The following is a 19,369-nucleotide window of genomic DNA, read 5'->3' as shown; positions in this document are numbered from 1 at the left end:
CGCCTTCTGGGCGACACCCCGGTGGCGCCAGGAGCCGCTGTTCATCGCAGCTCGGGACATGTCGCGCGTCACCGTGCCCGACGTCACGCCGATGGATTCCGCCTTCACCGCCTACGTCGGCACACAGGCCGATGCCAGCGCCGAGACCCAAGGCTGGTCACCAGCCTTGCGCGAGCGCGTGCAGAACAGCCTGTACCTACTGACCGCCGTCCACGGTCCGCACGAGACGATCAAGGCCAGCACCGATGCCACGCTGTCGCGTCAGCAAAACCGACGTGCCGTCATCCGGGTCACCGAAGTCCTTGCCCACCTCGCTCTCCTCGACGACGACCGCATCGACCCCCTCGACGCGTGGATCCACCGCCGACTGGCCAGCGTGCACCCGGAGATCCGCGAAGAAGCCCTCGTGCGGATCCACATCGTCCGTCACGGCGGACCTCGCCGCCGTCCCCGCTCGACTACCACGGTCCGAAACCAGGCCGACTCCGCGATCCCGTTCCTTCTTGCCTGCTCGCAGCGCTACCGCACCCTTCGCCAGGTCAGCCGTGCCGACGTCACCGAGTGGCTCGCCCCATGCGCGGCACCGCACACCGAAGCCGTCGCGCTGCGCGACATGTTCAAGACCCTCAAGAGCGAACGGTCGTTGTTCGCCAACCCCTCACGAGGCGTGAGCCTGGGATCCCGGCCCAGCTCGGTGCCCATGCCGCTGAGCCCCGAAACGATCCAGCGTCTGACCGCAGCCGCCGAGGCCAACCCCGCCCTGAAGCTGCTGATTGCCCTCGTCGGCATCCATGCGCTCTACCCGCACCAGGCCCGAGCGCTGCCCCTGACCGCCATCGACTTCACCCGCGGCCGGCTCACGCTCGGCGACATCGATCACCCCCTCGACGCCTTCACCCAGCAGGCCGCCGTCGACTACATCCACCTCCGGCACCAGCGCCGGCCACATACCCGCAACCCTCACGTGTTCATCAGCTCGCAGACCGCGCACACCCGGGCCCCGGTCACAACCGGCTGGATGCAGCCTCTGCTGCGCGGCCTCCCGGTCACCGCCCGGCAACTTCGCGAGGACCGAATCCTCGAAGAGGCCGCCGTCACCGGCGCTGACCCGCAGCTCCTATGCGCGGTGTTCAACATCACTCCGGAGACCGGACTCCGCTACACCCGCGTCCTCCACCCCGACCCCACGGACAGCGACGACGTATCCGGCTGCAACATGGAGACATCGTGACCGACCACCACGCTCACCTGCTCGCCGCCATCGTCGAGCTCGGCGGGTAGCTGGAGCTCCCAGCTACCCGTAACGGGCGCTTCAGGGGCGCGGTCATCCCAGAAGGCTGCGCGGTCAGCGCCGGCCGCCGCCGATGCGGCGGTCGTCGGCCAGTGCGGTAAGCGGGCCGAACTCGCGGGCAAGCTGGTTCCACGTCAGAACCTCGCCACAGCGGGCCGGGAACTCCTTCGGGTTGAACTCGGGCATGGTCCAGGTGCCAGTGCCCCGGTCCCGCAGCCACAGGTCCCCGTCACCGTCGACCACAGTCGGCGGGACCGGTACGGGCTCGGCCTGATCGGTGGGCTCCCAGGTGACCCGGCCCGGGTGGGAAACGCGGCGCAGCTCGGTGGTGGCCAGCCGCGCGGCCAAGTCACGGGTGGACTCTTCGGCGTCCTTGACCGACGCGAGTCGGAATGCGTCGTCAAGTACGGGCAGGGCTGGATTCTTGCTGCGCTTTGAACTCATACGCTGACTACCTCCGGTGGGGGGCGTCACATCCGTTATGGCGCCCCGTAGAGGAACACGGTATCCGAGGCGGGAGCCGGGCCGGCTATGACCACGGTCCATGTGGAGGCGCTGGCACACCGGGCGGTGCGGAAGTACGTGATGTCGAAGGTTGCGTACGTCTCCGGGGCGCGGGCCACGGAGCTGTGCCTGGTTCGGCTGGGTGATCTGTTCTGGGACCAGGGACAGTGGGGCCGGTTCCTCGTCCAGGGAAATGGAGCCCGTGGCTCGGGACCGCGCGAGCGGATGGCGTTCATGTTCGCCGAGGGCCGTGAGCTGCTGTGGTGGTACGTGGAGGAGGTCCGGGGCTTGTTCCCGGACGTTGCCGAAATCGTGGAAGCCCGCGCCCAGGGCGACGTCGACGACGCACACGGGGCAGCCACGCTCCTCCTGGCCAGCATCGAACTTCTGGACCGTTACGAGAGCGCGTTGAAGACTCACGGCACCCGGCACGAAGCCGAGGGGGCGCTGCACACAGCGCCCCCGCCCCTGACCCGCACAGCACGGAGCCCGTAGCTCACCAGTAGAAACAGCGCGGATCGCCACCACCGGCGGCCCGCGCCGCCGCATGCCCGGGCCTCGGCTCCCGCGCCGGCGCCCAGGCCCGCGCCGCGGCCCCGCCGCATCGTCCGGTGGATCATGACCCATCCGGGCAACCTCCCGGACGAGGACACCCTCACTCTCAAAGAGATCCGCGCCGGCTGCCCCGAACTCGACGCGGTCACCGACCACGTCCGCGACTTCGCCGAGATGATGCGCGACCTGCGCGGCGACCAGCTGCCCCAGCGGATGGAGCGGGTCGAGCAGGACCCCTGCCCGCACTGCACCCCCTGGTCAACGGGCTTCGCCGCGACCAGGACGCCGTCATCGCCGGACTCTCCAGCCCCTGGAGTTCTGGCCAGGTCGAGGGACAGAACACGCGAGTGAAGTTCATCAAGCGGGCCGGGTACGGCCGCGCCAACTTCGACCTTCTGCGCAAGCGGATCCTGCACAGAACCTGATGGCCAGTCACAAGATCAGCGCCCGAGCCCACAGCCCCGCAATCGCCGATCACGAAATCGCGACGGCAGCCGCGACCGGGCCCCAGCGTCCCTTTCCGTGCTCCTCCATGGCCGGGCGTGCGCCCGTGCTGGGTGGGCCTGTGGTGGCGCCGGCCAGCGGCGAACCCACGGCGTCGGGGCAGCGAGAGTGGCGGGATGGACGGACTGGGTGGGGCGCTGGAGCGGGCAACTGCGGATGGCGATGTGGTGGACGGCTGGCTCCAGGGGCTGGCGGGCAATCAGGTGCTGCCGGTGGAAGTGCTGGCCCGGCTGCTGGAGTTCGACGAGCTGCCGATGCCGAGCTTCTGGCTCAAGTACAGGACCTTGGATGCCGCAGCGACGGAGCTGCTGGTGGCTTCGCCGCAGATCCAGCACCGGCTGGACGTGACGGAGAACGCGACGGCGGACGTCGACGTGCTGGCCCGGCTCGCGCGGGATCCGGAACCACGGGTCCGGTTCGTGTACGCGGTGGTGCTCTTCGAGTACAAGCGCCGTATCCCTGCCGGGGTGCTGGAGATCCTGGCGCAGGACCTGGAACCGAAGATCCGGCGGATCGTCGGCGAGAGTGAGAAACCGCCCGTCGCGGTGCAGGAGCCGCCGCCCGTGCTGACGGCGGAGCAGCGGGTGACGCACCCGGATCCGGCGGTGCGGATGAAGGCCGCCGCTGATCCCGAGGTACCGACCGTCCTGGCCATGCGACTGGTGGAGGATCCCGAGAACGACGTCCGGCTCGCGGTGTCGATGCGGGAGGAGCTGACGGAGGAACAGCGCACGGCCATCCCTTGCACGGTGTGGCAGCACTTCTGGTCACCGCCGCCCTGGATCGCACGGCAGGCGACCGACCCGGAGGCGGCCCGCCGGATCGCGCGGTCGGCGCACGTCGGGCTGCGGCGGGTGCTCGCGGCTCAGCCGCACCTGACCCCGGGCGTGGTGGCCCTGCTGGCCGCGGACGAGGACGAGTGGGTGCGGCGCACATTGGCCGAGTCCTGCGAGGACGCGCCGCACGAGCTGCTGGTGGAGCTGTACGCCACGGTGCAGGACCGGTACTGGTCGGGGTACCGCAACCACCGCAACTTCGCCCGGCCCGGGTTGGCCCGGTTCGCCGACGACCCCAACCCGCGGCTGCGGCACGCCGCGTTGGACGACCCGGAGGCCGGGCCGGAGCTGGTGCTGCGGCTGGCCGACGACCCTGAGGTGGGTGGCTGGGCAGTGCGCGACCCCAGGCTGCCCGCCGATGAACTGCTCCGGCGGCTCACCCTGCCGGCACATGCCGCCGCTGCCGCAGGCAATCCGGCACTGCCGGTGGCGGTCATGCACCACCTGCTGGACCTCGCCCGGGCACGCTGACCTTAGGCGACCGGCTGATGCATGGCCTGCAGGGCGATCAGCCCGCCGTCCAGCGAGAGGTATGCCGTCAGGCGGACGCAGCGTCACAAGATCAGCGACAGAGCCTGAAGTTCCCCAGGTGCTCGTGGTGGGGGCGCTTGGTGGGTCGCGGGTCAGTCCCACCAGAGCACGACGAGCAGGTGGCGCTTGGCTGCGTCGACGTAGAAGTCGCGCAAGGCGGTGAAGTGCTGCAGCAGGTATGCCCTCAGACCTCCGGTGATGGAGCCCACCTGGCCGATCAAGGATTCGGCGTCACGCTCGTCGGCCGGCAGGGCGGCGAGAAGGACAGGCATGTCGATCTGGCCAAGCAGCTCGGAGACACGCGCCACTTGAGAAGCGGCCAGGCCGGTGGGGGCGTCCCCGAACGGGGCTATGGCGTGTGGGGGCGTGTTGAGGAAGCCGAGGTCAAGAGCCGTATCGCCGTCGGTGGCCTGGCGCAGAGCATCGCGATGGACCTCTTCGAGTCCGGCCACCTCCCCGGCGCGTTTCAGCAGCGCCGGTGCCCAGTCCAGGTCCAGTACGTCGTACGCCGGTGGATCCCAGTGGGGATCGCGGTCCGATGACGCGGCGGCGGACTGACGGCAGGCGGCGAGATATCCCTCGGGGATGCGGGCGAGCTGCTGAGTAACGGCCATGACGGCAGTATCCCTGCCGCGTCTACCGGATTTCGGGCTGCAGGCTTGGAGGCACCCACGGTCGCCGTCCCCATGGGGACTCGTGACCGGGAGGGGGAATTACGTGACGCTCAGGTCCCGAAGCCTGGGGAAATACGTGACCGCTCACAAGGGGCAGGCGGCGGGCCGGCTGCGGGTGCCGGTGGCGGCGTGGCGGTGGGCGACGGGTTCGGGTCTGGTCCCGGCCGCGGACGTCGGGCCGGGCCGGTGGTCACGTGCGGTGGTGAGGCCGCCGACTCGGAAGCGGCCCGCGCTGCGCTGTGGGGTCCGGTGGGCGCAGGGTGGGCGGCGGACCGGCTGACGGAGGCCCTCGGGCTGCGGCTCCCGATCCTCCGGCCGAGGGTGACCGCCTCGGCGGTCGGCCACCTCGTCAAGGCCGGCCTCCTGATCTGCCTCGGCGGGGCACCGAGTACGTCCAGTACGTGGGCACGCCGTCAACCCGCCGATGCACGGCACCGGACGGCGCGGCTTGACGGGCAAGATCCGAAAGAGACGACCTACCGGCCGGCGGTCGGGTCGGGCAGCGGCTTGCCGTCGCACGAGGCATCCTCGGTCGGCATCCGGCCGTCGACGAGGAAGCCCTCGACGTACGCGTCCACGCAGGGGTTGTGCGACTGGTAGACGCCGTGGTCGCCGCCGCCGACGGTGATCAGCCGGGATCCGGCCGTCCTCCGGTGGGCCCGCAGCGCGCCCTCGTAGTGGGTGGCCGGGTCGTGGAGCGAGTTGAGCATCATGATCGGCGGCAGGCCCCGCCCGGTGACCTGCACCCGGGGCGCCCGGGAGCGCGGCCAGGCGGCGCAGACCGAGGCGAAGGTCAGCTCACGGGCCCCGGCCATCGGGTGCGCGGCGCTGTCGGCCACGCTCCGGCGGACCCAGTAGGCGCTGTCGTGGTTCCACGGGGTGTCCTGGCAGATGACGGAGAAGAAGTCCGCCGCGAACTGCGCCCCCAGCGGGTGCTTCAGCTTCTCGGCCAGGGCCTTGCGGGCGGCCGACGGAGCCGCCTCCGGGTGCTCCAGGACACCGAGCAGCATCGCCAGGTCGGGGAAGCGGTCGCCGCTGTAGATGATGGAGGTGGCGGCGGCGTCGAGGTGGTTGGGGGTGACCGTCGTCCCCTCCAAGTCCAGCGGGTGCTCGCCCAGCGCGCGCCGCAGCCGCTCGTACGAGGCCTTGGCCTCCTCGGCGGTCCGGCCCCAGTGGTACGTCGCGTCGTTCGCGGCGAGCCAGGGCAGGAAGTCCTGTTCGAACCGGCGCTGGAAGCTCACCGGCTGGCCCGTCAGGAACTCCTGCCAACTGCCCGTGAAGCCGATGTTGCTGTCGAGCACCACCCGGTCGACCCGGCGCGGGAACTCGGTTGCGTAGTAGGCGCCGAGGAAGGTGGCGTACGAGGGGCCGTAGTAGGACACCTTCGACTCGCCGAGCAGCGCCCGGAACAGGTCCATGTCGTGCACGGCCTGGTCGGTGGTGATGTACGGGAGCAGGTCGCCCGACCGCCGCTCACAGTCCCGTACGAAGTTCCGCGCCCGGTCCACGGTGGCGTCCACAGCCCGGCGAGAGTGGTCGCGCAGGTCGCCGCTGGTGAACAGGGCGTCCACCGCGTCCTGGTCGGAGCAGACCACCTGCGTGCTGGCCCCGACCCCGCGCTGGTCGAAGCCGACGACGTCGTACGCGGCCGCCAGCTTGGGCGAGTACGCCGCCAGCCCCGCCGGCCGGCCCAGCCCCGAGGCGCCCGGCCCGCCAGCCGCCATCATCAGCACGCCCCGCCGCGCGGCGGGGTCCGCGGCCCGGTGCCGGGACACCGCGACGGTCAGGTCCGCCCCCGTGCCCGGGCGGTACCAGTCGCGCGGCACCGTCATGGAGGCGCACTCCTGCGCACCGGACTGGCACGGCTGCCAGTCGAGGCGCTGCTGCGCGTACCGCGCGGGCACGGCCGGCGCGCCGCCTTTCGCTGCGGCGGCGCTCGCCGGCGACGTGGGCAGGGCGGCGAGGGCGAGCAGCCCGCACGCGGCGGCCGTGGCCCACCGCGCGGGCTTCTTGAAGAGATGCATGTGGGTGGTTCCCCCGGTCGGAGCGATTCGGTACACCCCGATCCTCGGAGAACCCGGCCCACCGGACGATCCCCCCAATGCCCGTATCCGGGGTGGTGCCAGCACCACCCCGGCCTGGCCAGGCCGCCTCGACCCCGTCGAGGCCGGACGCGGCTCGGAAGTCGGAACTTTCGGGTGCCCTGCCTGGCCGTGTGCCAGGCCCCCCTCCAACCACACCGGACGGTCGTTGCCCGGGTGAGCGCGACCTGGGCGCTTCTCCTTGGCGATCCGCTGCCGGTCCCTGGCACAGGCATCTTCGCGGGCCTCGGGGGAGACATGCTTGCCGCAGGTGGTGGTCGCGGCGCTGTCGGTGACCGGGGCCAGCGAATACCGGATGGGGGAACGCGTCGCCTTGCCGGGGAGAGGCAGGCGGGCGACACCGTCGGGAAGTTCGGCGTGCAGCGCCCCGTGCCAGCGGACCCACAGGGCGGGGCGCCCGCGCAGGGCAACTACTGATCCTCTAGCGGGTCCACGTACGGATGGAATCGCTCGATCCGGCGGAGCCCTCACCACTTCTCGGAGAGTCCTTCCAGGGGGGCGGCAGCTCCGGCCCGGTTGATGCGGTCGGCAGTGGCGATGGCGTCGGTGATCCAGGCTCGGGCACGGAGGGTGGTGCCAAGGTGATCGGCGAGGGCCGCGGTGATGTCCTTGAGCTGGGCGTCGCGGTTGAAGACGTCCAGGACGAGGGCGGCGAGCGGGGCGAAGTCGCCGTCCTGGGCGTGCTCGACGGCGGCGGACATGCTCGAGCGTATGCGGTAGATGCCCGCAGCCTGCTTGAGCCCGCGCCAGAACCGGGCGTCGTCGTGGCCGGGAAGGTCGTTAAGGAGGGCGGCGAGCCGCTCCTGGTCGTCGGTCATGGTCGACTCCTTCGCGTCGGCGTCCCGCCAGTATCGGAGCCGGTGATCGCGGAGGAGACAGTTTCGGGGAACTCACCTGGGGCGGCTACGCGGCTACGCGGCCACCTGGACCGCCTGACAGAAGACGGCTCCTGGCGAGCGCCCGCCCTCGGAGCAGGTCCGCCACACGGTGCTGGCCACCCGCCAGGTCCTGACCACCCCATTGGAGGCGCGGCCGGGCCGCGGGCCTCACCGGCGGCCGCCCGTTCCCGCTCCACCACCCCCGCGGCCGCGCCCGGCCATGTATGTGTGGCCCTGCCGAGGCCGCGGTACCCGACCGGACCGGACTGGATCGGGGCTGGTGCTGGCGGGGCCGGCCACGGAGCCTGCCCGACAGCCGGCCCGGATCCCAAACGTGGTCACGGGGGTGCGCCAGTTCCTGCTCCACGGCATCACTACGAAGGCGGTGCCGTCGGCCGTGATGGCCCAGCTCTACGAAGTGGCCAAGGACTGGGAGCTGCCGATCGAGGTCGGGTCGCTCGCAGCGCACGGGACCGGTTCATCGTGATGCTGGGGCGGGCCGGGTTGCGTCCGGGCAGGCGCGGCCGGCCTGCGGGCTTGGAGGTGGCGAGTTCCGCCTTCAGCGACGCGATCGCCTGCGCGGCCTGCCGCTGCTGCCGGGTCAGCCCGCCTCGACCGCCCGCCAGCTCGCCAGATGCGCCGCCAGCTCACGTATCGGGCTCCGGCTCGGTGACCACGAACGCGTCGCCCGCCCACCGCACGCTCACCTCACGCACCCCGTCGGACCCCTTCCTGGGCGGCCTTCCACAACCGGGTCCGGTCCTCGCGGTTCCGCCCGGCGGTACACCAGTGGGGGTGGGAGTCGATCCGCTCGGCCAGTGCGAACAGGTCGGCCCGCAGCTCCGAAGAGGGGCTCGGCGCCGCCCCAGCTGGCGAGGGCCTTGCCATTCCGGTAGGCCTCGGCGAGCAGCGCCATGACGCGAGGGCCTCTGGCGGCGAGCCTGGTGTCTCCGGCTACGTGTTTCTGATTTGCGCAGGCTGCGGCATCACAGGATGTGCAGAAAGTCGGAGGCGCCGCTGTCCGCGCGTCTCATAGCATCGGGCCGCACTGACCCGTCGAGTATCACCAAGGACTTTGTGAATCACTCCGATCTCCTCGCCAAGGCCCCCTCGCTCGCGGCCGATATGGCTGCCGCCGAGCACAGCCCGGACATCCAGCTGTCCCAGACTCGTCACCGCGCCGCGCTCGTGGCGAGCTGGCACATCGCGCCGGGCTCAACCGTCCTCGAACTCGGCTGCGGCCAGGGCGACATGACCGCCGTCCTTGCAGAGGCGGTCGGGCCCCAAGGGCGCGTTGTGGCCGTTGACGTGGCCGCACCCTCCTACGGGACGCCGGTCACGCTCGGAGGATCCGCAGCCCGGCTAGCGGCAGGCCCACTCGGGCCACGCATTGAATTCCGCTTCGACACCGACGTCCTCGACCCGTCAGTCGACTTCCCCGAAAACACCTTCGACCACGTGGTGCTCGCACATTGCTCTTGGTACTTCACATCCCTCGGACAACTCCGCGACACACTGGCCCGGGTACGGCCGTGGGCGCGGCGACTGTGTTTCACCGAGTGGGACTTGACGCCTGCCTCCGACGACCAGTTGGCGCACCTGATCGCCGTGCTGATCCAGGGGCAGATCGAGGCCGCAGGATCGCATGGCGAGGGCAACGTGCGCACAACTTTCTCCCGTGAGGCCCTGCTGCGGCTCCTGCCCGAGGCCGGCTGGACGGCCGATGGCAGCAGGCCGGTCGATACCGAAGAACTTCAGGACGGCGACTGGGAAATCGCTGCATGCCTCGACCTGGTGGAAACGGAGGAGCGTCTGGCCGTGCTGCCCGAGCCGGTGCGACAGCTCGTCCTGAGCCAGACCGACGTTCTCCGGGCCATTGCCAAGCCGCACGGCAACCGCGCGCTCACCGCGTATTCAGTCACCGCGCGCTGAGTGAGTGTTTGAGATCTATGGTCAGGGGGTCTGTACCGCTGGACGATGGGGCTTGTGGCGTCCGGTGGACTGGCCCGGTGGTACTGCCGGGAGTGTGGTGTTCCGCTGTCGGTGACTTCGTCACCGACAGTGGTGTTTTGCTCGGGTAGGTGCAGGTCCAGACGGTGGAGGGTGCTGGAGCACGCCCGGCGGCGGGTGGCCGCGATGCAGCGTGGGGACGAGGTTGTCTGTCCGGCCTGCGGGCGGGGATGGGCGGTGGGGGTCGAGCGTCGGCGGTCGGCGGTGTTCCGTTCGCCGCGGTGCCGCACAAAAACCTGGCGGGAGAAGACGTCACCGAATGACGTCACGGTGACGCCATAGCCGAACGCCGCCTCATATGTCTCGTTTGCCACGGCGAGACCTGGTGTTCCGCAGAGGTGGTGAAGAGCGGGTTCCGGGCACCTCGCGCGCCCTCGGTCTGCGCCTGCCGCCGTCGGTCATGGACGCTTCATTCTGATCCTGACCCGGGCCGAATCCCCTGTGGTCACCATCTGGTGGCCGGTCCGGCCGGGGGCAAGGGGCGGTGGAAGTACAGGTCAGAACGAGTCGGGAACGTCACCTGGTCGCGTTACGAGCAGATCGTCGCCGAGGCCCGCGAGCTGGTTGCGCAGGTCGCTCGGGCTGGAAAGGTGGCTGCAGGGGTGCATTGGGCGGGGGACCGTAGGTGCGACCGGAGGTGCCCCCGAATTTGATGATCTTCCGTTTCCCCAGTTCAGTGGCCCTGGGCAAGCCCCATCCGTCAAAGCGGTCTGCGGTGCGGTGGGCTCTCGGCCGCCGCTCTCCCCTGTCCCTGCCCGCCACTGCTGCCCAGGCTGACGGCCGGGACGACGGCCTGTGGGAACGTGCCACTCCGTTGCTCTCGCGAGGGTCGTCCGCCGTTTCGTCCGTTCGGAGGACGGGATTGAACAAGGAGGGTTGGTGAGATGGAGGGACCGATTTCCCCTCCTTCCGTTCGTCCTCAGGAGATCCCATGCCTACTGCCACTTCTCCCACCGGTCTTCGCAGGTCGGAACCCGACTTCCTGGAACTGCTTCGGATTCCGGTGATTTCCAGCAGGTATTCACAGGAGCAGGAACTCTGTGTCGCCGCTTGCGGTTCCTTCTGCTTTCAGGGAGGCAGTAAGCGGCGGTCGCCGAGGGTCCGAGCCCGAGCCGAGATGACGGCCCTTGGCTGACCCGCCTTCGGCCCTCAGTGCTCGGGGTGGTTCCCCGGCCTTGCGGCCTTGCGTTCCTCCGCTCGAACAGCGAAGGAACGCAAGGCCGCACCGGTCATCTGGAACACGTCCGACTTTCCACTGCGGCGTCGTCCGCGCTGGACCCGACCGCACCCCTACGCTGCCGGGTCCCTAAGTGGCTTTTGTTGTTCCGAACTTGAGGAGTGCTGGTCGAGCGGGAGTCACCTGAACTTCCGACCCGACCGGTCCTCCTCCCCCCCCCGCCATCGTGACTTCCGCGTCCATCACATCGAGCGGCAGCAGGACCGCGCGCACCGGGTGGACGTCACGTCGCCGAGGTGCCCGGCCGCACGGCGGGGCCAGAGCACCCACAGGCACGACGCCTGACGTACCGCCACCACCAGCGTCCTCGCAGCAGTGCGCAGCTTGTCACCGGAGCGGTGGGAGACGAGGACGTCCGCACTGGCCAACCGGCGGCGACTGCGAAAATCGCTGTCCGATGACCGGGGCACGGTGATAGACATCCGGCGTGGAAAAGAATCTTGAGTTCCCTGACCTGTTGCGACTGATCGATGAACGGTCGACCGCCTTCCGCGCCGTGGTCGCCGCCGCGCCCGGTCTCGACGCGCAGGTGCCGACCTGCCCCGGGTGGACGCTGTTCGATCTGGTGAAGCACCTGGGTGGGGGAGACCGTTTCTGGGCCGCCATCGTCGGCGCGGGGTCTGCCGACGCGCCCCCGGCCGAGGCCGTCGCCGCGCGCGCCGCGCTGGAAGTGCCGCAGGAGCGTGAGGCCCTGCTGGCCTGGCTGGACGCGTCGACGCAGCTTCTGCTGGGCGCCCTGCGCGCGGCGGGACCGGAGAGCGGTTGCTGGACGTGGTGGCCCGCGTCGCAGTCACCTCAGACCGCCGGCGGCACCGCCCGGCACCGGGTCCAGGAGACCGCTGTGCACACTTACGACGCCCAGTTCGCCGGGGGCTCCCCGCAGCCGCTGCCGGTCGAGCTGGCACTCGACGGTGTGGAGGAGTTCCTGTTCACCGTCTGCGCAACGCCGAGTGCCTGGCCGCACAAGCCCACGGCCTTCGACTTCCACGCCGCCGAGGGCCGCTCCTGGCGCCTCACCGTCGACGGCGACGGCGCACGCATCACCCGCATCCCCGCGCCCACCGCCGCGACCGGCGAAGACTCGGACGCAGCCGGCGCCTCCGTCCACGGCACGGCCAGTGAGCTGGTCCTCTACCTGTACGACCGGATCCAGGCCGACTCCTTGCACGTTGACGGAGACGCAGGGCTGCTCGACCTGCTCCGCGCCTGGGAGCCGGAGGAGAAGTAGGACGTAGCGGGGGCGGTTGGCCGCGCCTCGAGCCGGTAGGACACGACTCTTCGCCAGGTTCGTCAGTCGCGGCACCGGGCTCAAACCCGCCCTGTTGTCGCATTTCTACGGCAACGCGGGATTGGGGCCCACTTCAGCCACTCTCGCGTGTGACTGTCTGGCTCACAGGCTCGGGAACGCCAGAGACCACGGGGCGCGCGAGCGTGGGTATCCCACCGACAGGTCGGACGCCGAGTGGGCGGTGGTCCGGCCACTGCTGCCGGTGCCGGGCTCGCTGCGGGGCCGGCGCGGGGCGGGGCGGGCAACCGGAGGCTTATTGCCACCGCGCGATGCCGGACGCGATCCGCTACCTGGTCGACAACGGCACGAAGTGGCGGGCCATGCCTGCCGACTTCCCACCTTGGGACCGGGTCTACGCGTTCTTCCCGCGCCGGCGCAACCACGATCTGGTCCGCGAGTTCCACGACAGGCCCCTCCGCCTGGTCCGCGAGCGGGCCGGGCGGGCCTCGGGGCCGGGCGCGGGCGGGATCGACTCGCAGTCGGTCAAAGCGGACGCGGTCGTCGGCTCTGACAGCCGCGGCTTCGACGGCGGCAAGCTGATCAACGGGCGCAAGCGGCACGTCGTGGTCGACACCCTTGGCCTGCTGCTCGCGGTGATGGTCACCGCAGCGGATGTGGGCGACCGCGCCGCGGCCCAGGTCCTGCTCACCCAGGTCACTGCCGCGCACCACCTGCCGGCCCTGGTCTGGGCCGACGGCGGATACACCGGCAGCCTCGTCGAGTTTTGCCTCGCGGCCCTCGCCCTGGTCCTCGCCATCGTCAAACGCAGCGACGACATGCGCGGCTTCGTCGTGCTGCCCAAGCGTTGGATCGTCGAGCGGTTCTTCGCCCACCTGATGCGAAGTCGCCGTCTCGTGCGCGACTTCGAGCGTTCCATCCCCAGCACGGAGGCGATGGTCTACTGGTCGATGACGATGCTCATGACCCGCCGCGTTGCCCGGCCACGTCCTTCGCGAGCGTGAATCGGCCAGGTGCCGGCTCGATCAGCCAGCCACGCGCCGTCAGCCGCTTGGCCTTCGATCGCAGTGCCCCCACCTTCCCGGTACGGGGTCCAGGCCGAAGCAGGCGGCCATCTCCTGGCACGTCAAAGCTCCTTGACCGAGCCAGTTGCGGTCACTGAAGGCCTGCAGGATGCGCTGGTAGTCCACCGACAGCGCCGACCAGGCCAGCCCCGCGCGCCACACCGGCACCACTGTTTTCGGCTTCGCCGCCTCCGCCGGTTCGGGCCGCGCCGGCTGCACACCGGGAGCCGGCAGACCCTCGGAGGCGGCGGGGCCGACGACGGCGTCGTTGCCCGGGGCCAGTACAACAGCGAGCTGCACGGCCAGGTGCTCGACCACCGGTCACGGCACCGCGAGCGGGTCCTCCAGGAACAGCCCCACGTACCGGACCGTGTACATCTGGAGCGCGAAGCCCAGCTGATGATGATGCGTACGCCGCAGCGCGATCAGGTCCCGGTCGACGTCGTCGAGGAAGAAGAACCGTTCCGGCTCCGGCCTCGTCGGCTCCTCGGCGAACTTCCCGTACGCCTCGGCCTGATCATCAGTTGAGAACTCCACCGGGGGCTCTTTCCGCTAAACGCAATGGGTTTGCTTTAAGTCGCCGCCATGCCTTAGTGTCACTTAAAGCAAACTGTTAGCTTTTGGTGTGGGGGATTGCTCCATGGCTCCAGCTCGATCAGGAGAGAACGCTCATGTCCGCTGCTGAACTCACGCCGCCGGAGGCGGCCCTCTGGGGCGACCGTGCAGGGCTCCCGCTGCGGGCCGACCGGCACGCCGCGGTGGCCGCCACCGCCAACCACATCCACTCCGTCGTGACGGTCCTGCGGGAACTGGACTTTGGGGACACCCCGCCTGCCGCCGCCTACCGCGCGGGAGAGGAGAAGAACGATGCAGCCGTATGAACTGTCCCTCGCCGCAGCCGCCGACGCGATCCGGGCACGGAAGCTGTCCCCTGTCGAGCTGGTGGACTCCGTCCTCGACCGGATCGAGAAGACCGAACCGCACCTGAAGGCCTACGTCACCGTCACCGCGGAACAGGCACGCCTGGGAGCGCGCGAGGCCGAGCAGGAAGTCGCGGCCGGCCGCCTGCACGGCCCGCTGCACGGTATCCCCATGGGGCTGAAGGACCTGATCGACGTCGCCGGCGTGGCCACCACGGCCAGCTCCCGGGTCCGCGCGGACCACCGCGCGGAGGCCGACAGCACGGTCGCCGCACGTCTGGCCGCGGCCGGCGCGGTCTTGGTCGGCAAGACCCACACACATGAGTTCGCCTACGGTCTGACCACCCCGCAGACCAACAACGCCTGGGACCGGGATCGGGTCGCGGGCGGCTCCAGCGGCGGATCCGCCGTCGCCATCGCCGCAGGCACCGCGACCTTCACGCTGGGCACCGACACCGGCGGGTCGATCCGGGTGCCCTCTGCGCTCAACGGAGTCGTCGGCCTCAAGCCGACCTACGGCCTCGTCCCGCGCCACGGCATCACGTCACTGTCCTGGTCGCTGGACCACGTCGGGCCGATCACTCGCACCGTCGAGGACGCGGCCCTGGTCCTGACCGCCCTGGCCGGCCACGACCCCCGCGACCCCGCCTCCCTGGCCACGTCCGCCGCGGACTACCGGCCGGGCGCGGGTACGGATCTGACAGGGCTGCGTGTTGGTGTGCCGCGCAACTACTACTTCGACCACGTCGACCCGGAGGTCGAGGCCGCCGTCCGCCGCGCCATCGCCGAACTCGAGACCCTCGGCGCGCGCCTCGTCGAGGTCGAGATCCCGATGACGCGCTACATCCAGGCCACCCAGTGGGGCCTGATGGTGCCGGAGGCCACCGCCTACCACGAGCGAACCCTGCGCGCGGCCCCCGAGCTGTACCAGGCGGACGTCCGCATCCTCCTCGAAGCCGGCGAGCTGATGCCGGCCGGGGACTACCTTCGCGCCCAGCGCTCCCGCACCCTCATGCGGCAGGCCTGGGCGCGCCTGCTGGAGGAGGTCGACGTGATCGCCGCCCCGACGGTCCCGGCGACCGCGGCGAAGGCGGACCAGTCCACTCTCACCTGGCCGGACGGCACCGTCGAGGGTGTCTCCGACGCCTACGTACGCCTCTCGGCCCCCGCCAACATCACCGGGGTGCCCTCGCTGTCCGTGCCGGTCGGACACGACACGACAGGCCTGCCCATCGGCATGCAGCTGCTCGGCCGCCCCCTCGGGGAACGGGCGTTGTTGAGGGTCGGCCACGCCTACGAGCAGACGCAGCCCGCGCGCCGGCTGGCGGCGGTATGACGAACCGACCGCGTGGCCCCGGCCGGAACGGCCGGGGCCACGCGAGTCCACCCACCTTTCAAGAGCGGAGCATCGCGGCGCCTCCGCGAACCAGACCCCCAGTCATCGTCGAGACCGTCCAGGATGCAGTCGGCGGTGGCGGCCGGCGAAGTGAGTCCTGTCGTGTCGGCAGGGCTCAGTCCCGTGAGGCTGACAAAATTGGCAAAAGATGCTCTGCGGGACGTCTCAGGCCAAGATGCCTTTGAAAGTCAGGGGCGGATGCCGACAAGAACCCGGTCCGTAGTGCCGCTGCTCGCGATCTGTGCGGGCTACTTCATGGTCATCCTGGACGTGACCATCATCAACGTCGCCGTTCCCGTCGTGGGACGGGAGCTGTCGGCCTCACTCACCGGAATCCAGTGGATCACCGACGGCTACACCCTGGCCTTCGCCGGCCTCCTCCTCACCGGCGGCGCGCTCGGGGACCGCCTGGGCAACCGCCGGGTCTTCTGCACCGGGGTCGTGGTGTTCACCGCAGCCTCGGCAGGCTGCGGGCTGGCCCAGCACACCGGGACCCTGATCACCGCCCGGCTGCTGGAAGGAGCCGGAGCGGCGCTGATCGTGCCGGGCTCGCTCGCCCTCCTCCAACAGACCTACCCCTCACCCGCCGAGCGCTCCCGCGCCTTCGGGCTCTGGGGCTCGATGGCCGGCATCGCAGCCTCCGCCGGCCCCCTCCTCGGCGGCCTCCTCGTCACCACCATCGGCTGGCGCTGGGTGTTCTTCATCAACCTGCCCATCGGATGCGCCTGCCTGCTGCTGACCCTGCACCACGTGGCCCCCTCACCCCGGCACACCTCCCGCTCCCTGGACTGGCCCGCCCAGTGCGCGGTCGTCGCCACCGTCGCCCTGCTGACCGCCGTCCTGAACGAAGCCGGACGGCACGGCTGGACCGACCCGCTGATCCTCACCGGAGCCGGCCTGTGCCTCGTGGCCGCCGCCTCGTTCGTCCTGCGCGAACACCTGGCCACCGCACCCGTACTGCCCCTGCGGCTCCTGCGCTCTCGCGCGATGAGCGGCGGCGCCGTGATCGGCCTGCTGTTCAACCTCGCCTTCTACGGCATGGTCTTCACCGCCAGCCTCTACTTCCAGCAGCACCGCGGCCTGAGCGCCCTGCGAACCGGGCTCGCCCTGTTCCCCGCGGTCGCGATGACGATGTTCGCCTCCGTCCTGTCCGGGAGACTGGCACGACGCACCGGAGACCGCCCCCTGGTGGTCGCCGGCATGCTGCTGGCAGCAGCGGGCCTGGCCGGCTGGGCAGCCGCCGGCACAGACCCGGCCTATCTGCTGCTCATCGCACCCATGATGGCCGCGGGCTTCGGCACCTCCTTCGCCCTCACCGGCTCGACCACCACCGTCATGACAGCCGCACCCGAGGCCTTCTCCGGCACCGCCTCCGCCCTGTTCAACACCACCCGCCAGATCGGCAGCGCCACAGGCGTCGCACTCGGAGGCTCACTCCTCGCCTCCACCACCGACTTCACCACCGGGCTGCGCACCAGCATGGTCATCGGCGCGGCCGCCTACCTGACAGCGGCCGTCCTTGCGCTCTACTGCATCCCGCCGAAGCGGAACCACCGCACAGCCACCTGAAGGCCCGGCAGCCGGCGACCGAGCCAGCGAGGCGACAGGGTCAGCGCTTTCCCGTTACAACCCCTTCGAGGCACCCGACCTTCCGTGGTGGAAGCGCCGAATCGAGCTCTGACCCCTTTGGCCGACGGCCCTACCGCTGCCGGGTGCTGCTACTTCTCGGTTCTGGCACAGACCTTGGGGAGCGGTTGCGGAGGGTGACGACGTCGTTCGATTGAGGGGGTGGTCACGAGCCTGACTGTCCGGCTCGAACGCTCACCTCGTAGCCTCCGCGTATGACTGATGATCCGTTCCAGTGCCGCTGCGTCCTCTGCCACGACTACGGTGACCGGGACGAAGCGGACCGCACGGATCTGACAATCACCGAGAATGTGCAGCGTCATGGATGGCATGTCGTGATGGTTCCCGAGGACGACATTGGTCCAGGGTTCGCCTACACGATCGGCCTCGCGCACACTCACAGCGCACCTGAGCTCGCCATGTTCGGGCTCGATATCCATGTCATGCACCGCATTCTCAACGGGCTCGGAGGGAAGGCCGCCGCGGGTGCTGTACTGGCTGACGGTCAGAAGCATCCTGACGTTGTCGACGGCCACCAGGTCGCGCTCAGGCAGGTCGATCTGCGTTGGTACCGGACCTTCTTCGGGCAGGCCATCGGGTTCTACCGGCGGCCTCCTTTCCCTGTGCTGCAAGTTGCGTGGCCCGACGCGGATGATCGATTTCACTGGGCCGAACAGGCTGAGGAGAGGCATCGGGTGTCGCAGCCTCAGTTGTGGCTGCCACCGAGTGAGCACCCTGTCGGGATCTGGACGGCCGAGCTCTGACCTCGAACGTGCCGACCAGCGACGGAGCAACTGTCGCCAGGGGCTACTGGAGCAAGATCATTTTGCGGACCAGCTCGAATCCGGCTCGGCCGTAAAGCTGTCTCTTGATCTTCTTGATGCGGTTGACGGCGCCCTCGATGCTGTTGGAGCTCCAGTCGAGTGTGAGCCCTGCTGTCACGGCGTCGAGATCTCGGAGCAGGTGGAGTGCGAAGCCGGTGAGGCCGGGTAGCTGGATGGCGTCGACTGCATCGATCCAGGTGGGGAGTGTGGAGCCGAGGTGGCATGTGAGTATCTCGCCAAAGTCGCGGACGTGTCCGGCAGCCTTGTCCAGTTCGGGGCAACGGGCCAGGACCTCGTTCAGGCCGGCCCTGTCCTCCTCGGTCAGGGCCGTGGGGTGCCGGGTGAGCCAGCCGGTCACCTGCCGAACTGACGGCGGCCGCGGTGCCGCGCCGGCCGAAGCCCTGCGGAGGGTCGCGATGTGGGCGCGGACCATCTGGCAGGTGACGGGCGCGTTGGCGGCGATGAGTTCGCCGTGCAGTCGGGTGACGCTGGTGCATCCCTCGGAGAATCGCCGCTCCACGTAAGGCTTGTAGGGGTCCAGCCTGCTGGGACGGGCCGGTTCTCGCGGATGGTGTCCTGCCGGCGTGCGGCGTTCGCATACCGGAGGACGGTGTTGAGGCCGCAGCCCAGGTGTCGGGCGATCGCCCGGCGTGAGTGGCCTTGGGCGAGGAGCTGGTGGACCAGCGCGTGTGCCGCCTTCTTCCGCTCGGCTCGTCGGCCAGCGGGCTCCGAGTCGTCCTGCGGCCGAACGGAGGCCCCTCCGGTGGCCTCCGGCAGCATGCTGCTGGATGAAGAATTGCGCAGGCAGTCGCGATGGGCGGCTACGCAGGTTTCCACGGCTCGGCCGAGCCCTGCCACAGGTGGAACCTGTCGGCGACCTGCAGGGCGTCGGGGGCACCGCGTCGTGCGCCCTCGGCGTATGCGCCGGCCCGGTCCCGGCAGATGATCTCCACGCCGGGATGGTGGAGTAGCTCTGGCCGCGACGGATCGCCAAGTCGTCCACGCTCAGTACTCGCGGCGTGCTGAACCTTGGATCGGGCAATGCCATGACCCTGCGTAACAAGGTCATCCGTCCCGCGCCGAAGCCCAGCTGGGCAGTGAGCCGGGGGAACGCCTCGGCGAACGTCCGGCGCGGGCAGTCCGCCGCTCCCTAGATGAAGCGCCGGACCGT

General features: G+C 70.1%; 19 protein-coding genes and 3 pseudogenes. 13 read left to right on the top strand and 9 right to left on the bottom strand.

Features of this window, described 5'->3' with window-relative positions:
• Nucleotides 1-58 precede the first annotated feature (58 nt).
• A complete protein-coding gene (locus ACFYZ4_RS11105) occupies nt 59-1,231 on the top strand; it encodes a hypothetical protein (RefSeq protein ID WP_390783682.1) in 1,173 nt (390 codons plus the stop codon).
• Between the two features lie 114 nt (nt 1,232-1,345).
• On the opposite strand, the gene ACFYZ4_RS11100 is transcribed toward ACFYZ4_RS11105, so the two are convergent.
• Nucleotides 1,346-1,735 carry a hypothetical protein gene (locus ACFYZ4_RS11100; protein ID WP_079403197.1) on the bottom strand — a complete coding sequence of 130 codons (390 nt, stop codon included), beginning with the start codon at nt 1,733-1,735 and terminating at the stop codon, nt 1,346-1,348.
• Between the two features lie 87 nt (nt 1,736-1,822).
• Here ACFYZ4_RS11100 and ACFYZ4_RS11095 point away from each other — a divergent pair, with 87 nt between their 5' ends.
• The 4 genes from ACFYZ4_RS11095 (at nt 1,823) to ACFYZ4_RS11080 (ending at nt 4,161) form a co-directional block, all read left to right on the top strand.
• On the top strand, nt 1,823-2,290 hold the full coding sequence (locus tag ACFYZ4_RS11095) for a hypothetical protein (RefSeq protein WP_390783681.1): 468 nt from the start codon (nt 1,823-1,825) through the stop codon (nt 2,288-2,290).
• Between the two features lie 123 nt (nt 2,291-2,413).
• On the top strand, nt 2,414-2,701 hold the full coding sequence (locus ACFYZ4_RS11090) for a hypothetical protein (protein WP_390783832.1): 288 nt from the start codon (nt 2,414-2,416) through the stop codon (nt 2,699-2,701).
• Nucleotides 2,641-2,775 carry a transposase gene (locus ACFYZ4_RS11085; protein WP_390783823.1) on the top strand — a complete coding sequence of 45 codons (135 nt, stop codon included), beginning with the start codon at nt 2,641-2,643 and terminating at the stop codon, nt 2,773-2,775. Before ACFYZ4_RS11090 ends, ACFYZ4_RS11085 begins: the two co-directional genes overlap by 61 nt.
• A 195-nt stretch (nt 2,776-2,970) precedes the next feature.
• The gene (locus ACFYZ4_RS11080) at nt 2,971-4,161 is read left to right on the top strand and encodes a hypothetical protein (protein ID WP_390783680.1); all 1,191 of its coding nucleotides are present in this window, start codon (nt 2,971-2,973) and stop codon (nt 4,159-4,161) included.
• 152 nt (nt 4,162-4,313) lie between these two features.
• Here the strand turns inward: ACFYZ4_RS11080 and ACFYZ4_RS11075 are convergent, their stop codons facing one another.
• The 3 genes from ACFYZ4_RS11075 to ACFYZ4_RS11065 form a co-directional block, all read right to left on the bottom strand.
• Nucleotides 4,314-4,835: a DUF1877 domain-containing protein gene (locus ACFYZ4_RS11075; RefSeq protein WP_390783679.1), complete on the bottom strand. Its 522-nt coding sequence runs from the start codon at nt 4,833-4,835 to the stop codon at nt 4,314-4,316.
• A gap of 536 nt (nt 4,836-5,371) precedes the next feature.
• Nucleotides 5,372-6,919 carry an alpha/beta hydrolase gene (locus tag ACFYZ4_RS11070; RefSeq protein WP_390783678.1) on the bottom strand — a complete coding sequence of 516 codons (1,548 nt, stop codon included), beginning with the start codon at nt 6,917-6,919 and terminating at the stop codon, nt 5,372-5,374.
• Between the two features lie 545 nt (nt 6,920-7,464).
• Nucleotides 7,465-7,815, bottom strand: coding sequence for a hypothetical protein (locus ACFYZ4_RS11065; RefSeq protein WP_390783677.1), 351 nt, complete (start codon nt 7,813-7,815; stop codon nt 7,465-7,467).
• Nucleotides 7,816-8,209: 394 nt separating this feature from the next.
• Between ACFYZ4_RS11065 and ACFYZ4_RS11060 the strand changes: the two genes are divergently transcribed.
• The 4 genes from ACFYZ4_RS11060 to ACFYZ4_RS11045 all read left to right on the top strand — a co-directional run bounded on the left by ACFYZ4_RS11060 (nt 8,210) and on the right by ACFYZ4_RS11045 (nt 13,372).
• Nucleotides 8,210-8,362, top strand: a complete 153-nt coding sequence (locus ACFYZ4_RS11060) for a hypothetical protein (protein ID WP_390783676.1) — start codon at nt 8,210-8,212, stop codon at nt 8,360-8,362.
• Between the two features lie 590 nt (nt 8,363-8,952).
• Nucleotides 8,953-9,807 (top strand): class I SAM-dependent methyltransferase, encoded by an 855-nt coding sequence (locus tag ACFYZ4_RS11055; RefSeq protein WP_390783675.1) that lies wholly within the window; start codon nt 8,953-8,955, stop codon nt 9,805-9,807.
• A 1,742-nt stretch (nt 9,808-11,549) separates the two neighbouring features.
• Nucleotides 11,550-12,350: a maleylpyruvate isomerase family mycothiol-dependent enzyme gene (locus ACFYZ4_RS11050; RefSeq protein ID WP_390783674.1), complete on the top strand. Its 801-nt coding sequence runs from the start codon at nt 11,550-11,552 to the stop codon at nt 12,348-12,350.
• Between the two features lie 329 nt (nt 12,351-12,679).
• A complete protein-coding gene (locus ACFYZ4_RS11045; protein ID WP_390783673.1) occupies nt 12,680-13,372 on the top strand; it encodes an IS5 family transposase in 693 nt (230 codons plus the stop codon).
• Here the strand turns inward: ACFYZ4_RS11045 and ACFYZ4_RS11040 are convergent.
• Nucleotides 13,329-13,651, bottom strand: a pseudogene (locus tag ACFYZ4_RS11040) (hypothetical protein); the annotation flags it as partial. The gene ACFYZ4_RS11045 and the pseudogene ACFYZ4_RS11040 sit on opposite strands and share 44 nt — an antisense overlap.
• 105 nt (nt 13,652-13,756) lie before the next feature.
• Nucleotides 13,757-13,969 (bottom strand): annotated as a pseudogene (locus ACFYZ4_RS11035) (DUF4158 domain-containing protein); the annotation flags it as partial.
• Nucleotides 13,970-14,103: 134 nt separating this feature from the next.
• Here ACFYZ4_RS11035 and ACFYZ4_RS11030 point away from each other — a divergent pair.
• From ACFYZ4_RS11030 to ACFYZ4_RS11015, 4 genes are all read left to right on the top strand, one after another.
• The gene (locus ACFYZ4_RS11030; RefSeq protein WP_384347268.1) at nt 14,104-14,313 is read left to right on the top strand and encodes a hypothetical protein; all 210 of its coding nucleotides are present in this window, start codon (nt 14,104-14,106) and stop codon (nt 14,311-14,313) included.
• Nucleotides 14,300-15,688, top strand: a complete 1,389-nt coding sequence (locus tag ACFYZ4_RS11025) for an amidase (RefSeq protein WP_390783672.1) — start codon at nt 14,300-14,302, stop codon at nt 15,686-15,688. The genes ACFYZ4_RS11030 and ACFYZ4_RS11025 overlap by 14 nt, the downstream gene beginning before the upstream one ends.
• Before the next feature lie 258 nt (nt 15,689-15,946).
• Complete coding sequence (locus tag ACFYZ4_RS11020; protein WP_390783671.1) at nt 15,947-17,317, top strand: MFS transporter; 1,371 nt, start codon at nt 15,947-15,949, stop codon at nt 17,315-17,317.
• Between the two features lie 272 nt (nt 17,318-17,589).
• Nucleotides 17,590-18,138: a DUF4262 domain-containing protein gene (locus ACFYZ4_RS11015; protein WP_390783670.1), complete on the top strand. Its 549-nt coding sequence runs from the start codon at nt 17,590-17,592 to the stop codon at nt 18,136-18,138.
• Nucleotides 18,139-18,181: 43 nt separating this feature from the next.
• Here the strand turns inward: ACFYZ4_RS11015 and ACFYZ4_RS11010 are convergent, their stop codons facing one another.
• From ACFYZ4_RS11010 to ACFYZ4_RS11000, 3 genes and pseudogenes are all read right to left on the bottom strand, one after another.
• Complete coding sequence (locus ACFYZ4_RS11010; RefSeq protein WP_390783669.1) at nt 18,182-18,718, bottom strand: transposase; 537 nt, start codon at nt 18,716-18,718, stop codon at nt 18,182-18,184.
• A gap of 128 nt (nt 18,719-18,846) precedes the next feature.
• Nucleotides 18,847-18,978, bottom strand: a pseudogene (locus ACFYZ4_RS11005) (hypothetical protein); the annotation flags it as partial.
• A gap of 41 nt (nt 18,979-19,019) precedes the next feature.
• Nucleotides 19,020-19,151, bottom strand: a complete 132-nt coding sequence (locus ACFYZ4_RS11000) for a hypothetical protein (RefSeq protein ID WP_351303267.1) — start codon at nt 19,149-19,151, stop codon at nt 19,020-19,022.
• Nucleotides 19,152-19,369 lie beyond the last annotated feature (218 nt).

It is taken from the genome of Streptomyces sp. NPDC001513 (genome assembly GCF_042894695.1).
In the GTDB taxonomy this organism is placed as follows: domain Bacteria; phylum Actinomycetota; class Actinomycetes; order Streptomycetales; family Streptomycetaceae; genus Streptomyces.
This window is presented reverse-complemented; position numbering and strand designations above follow the sequence as displayed.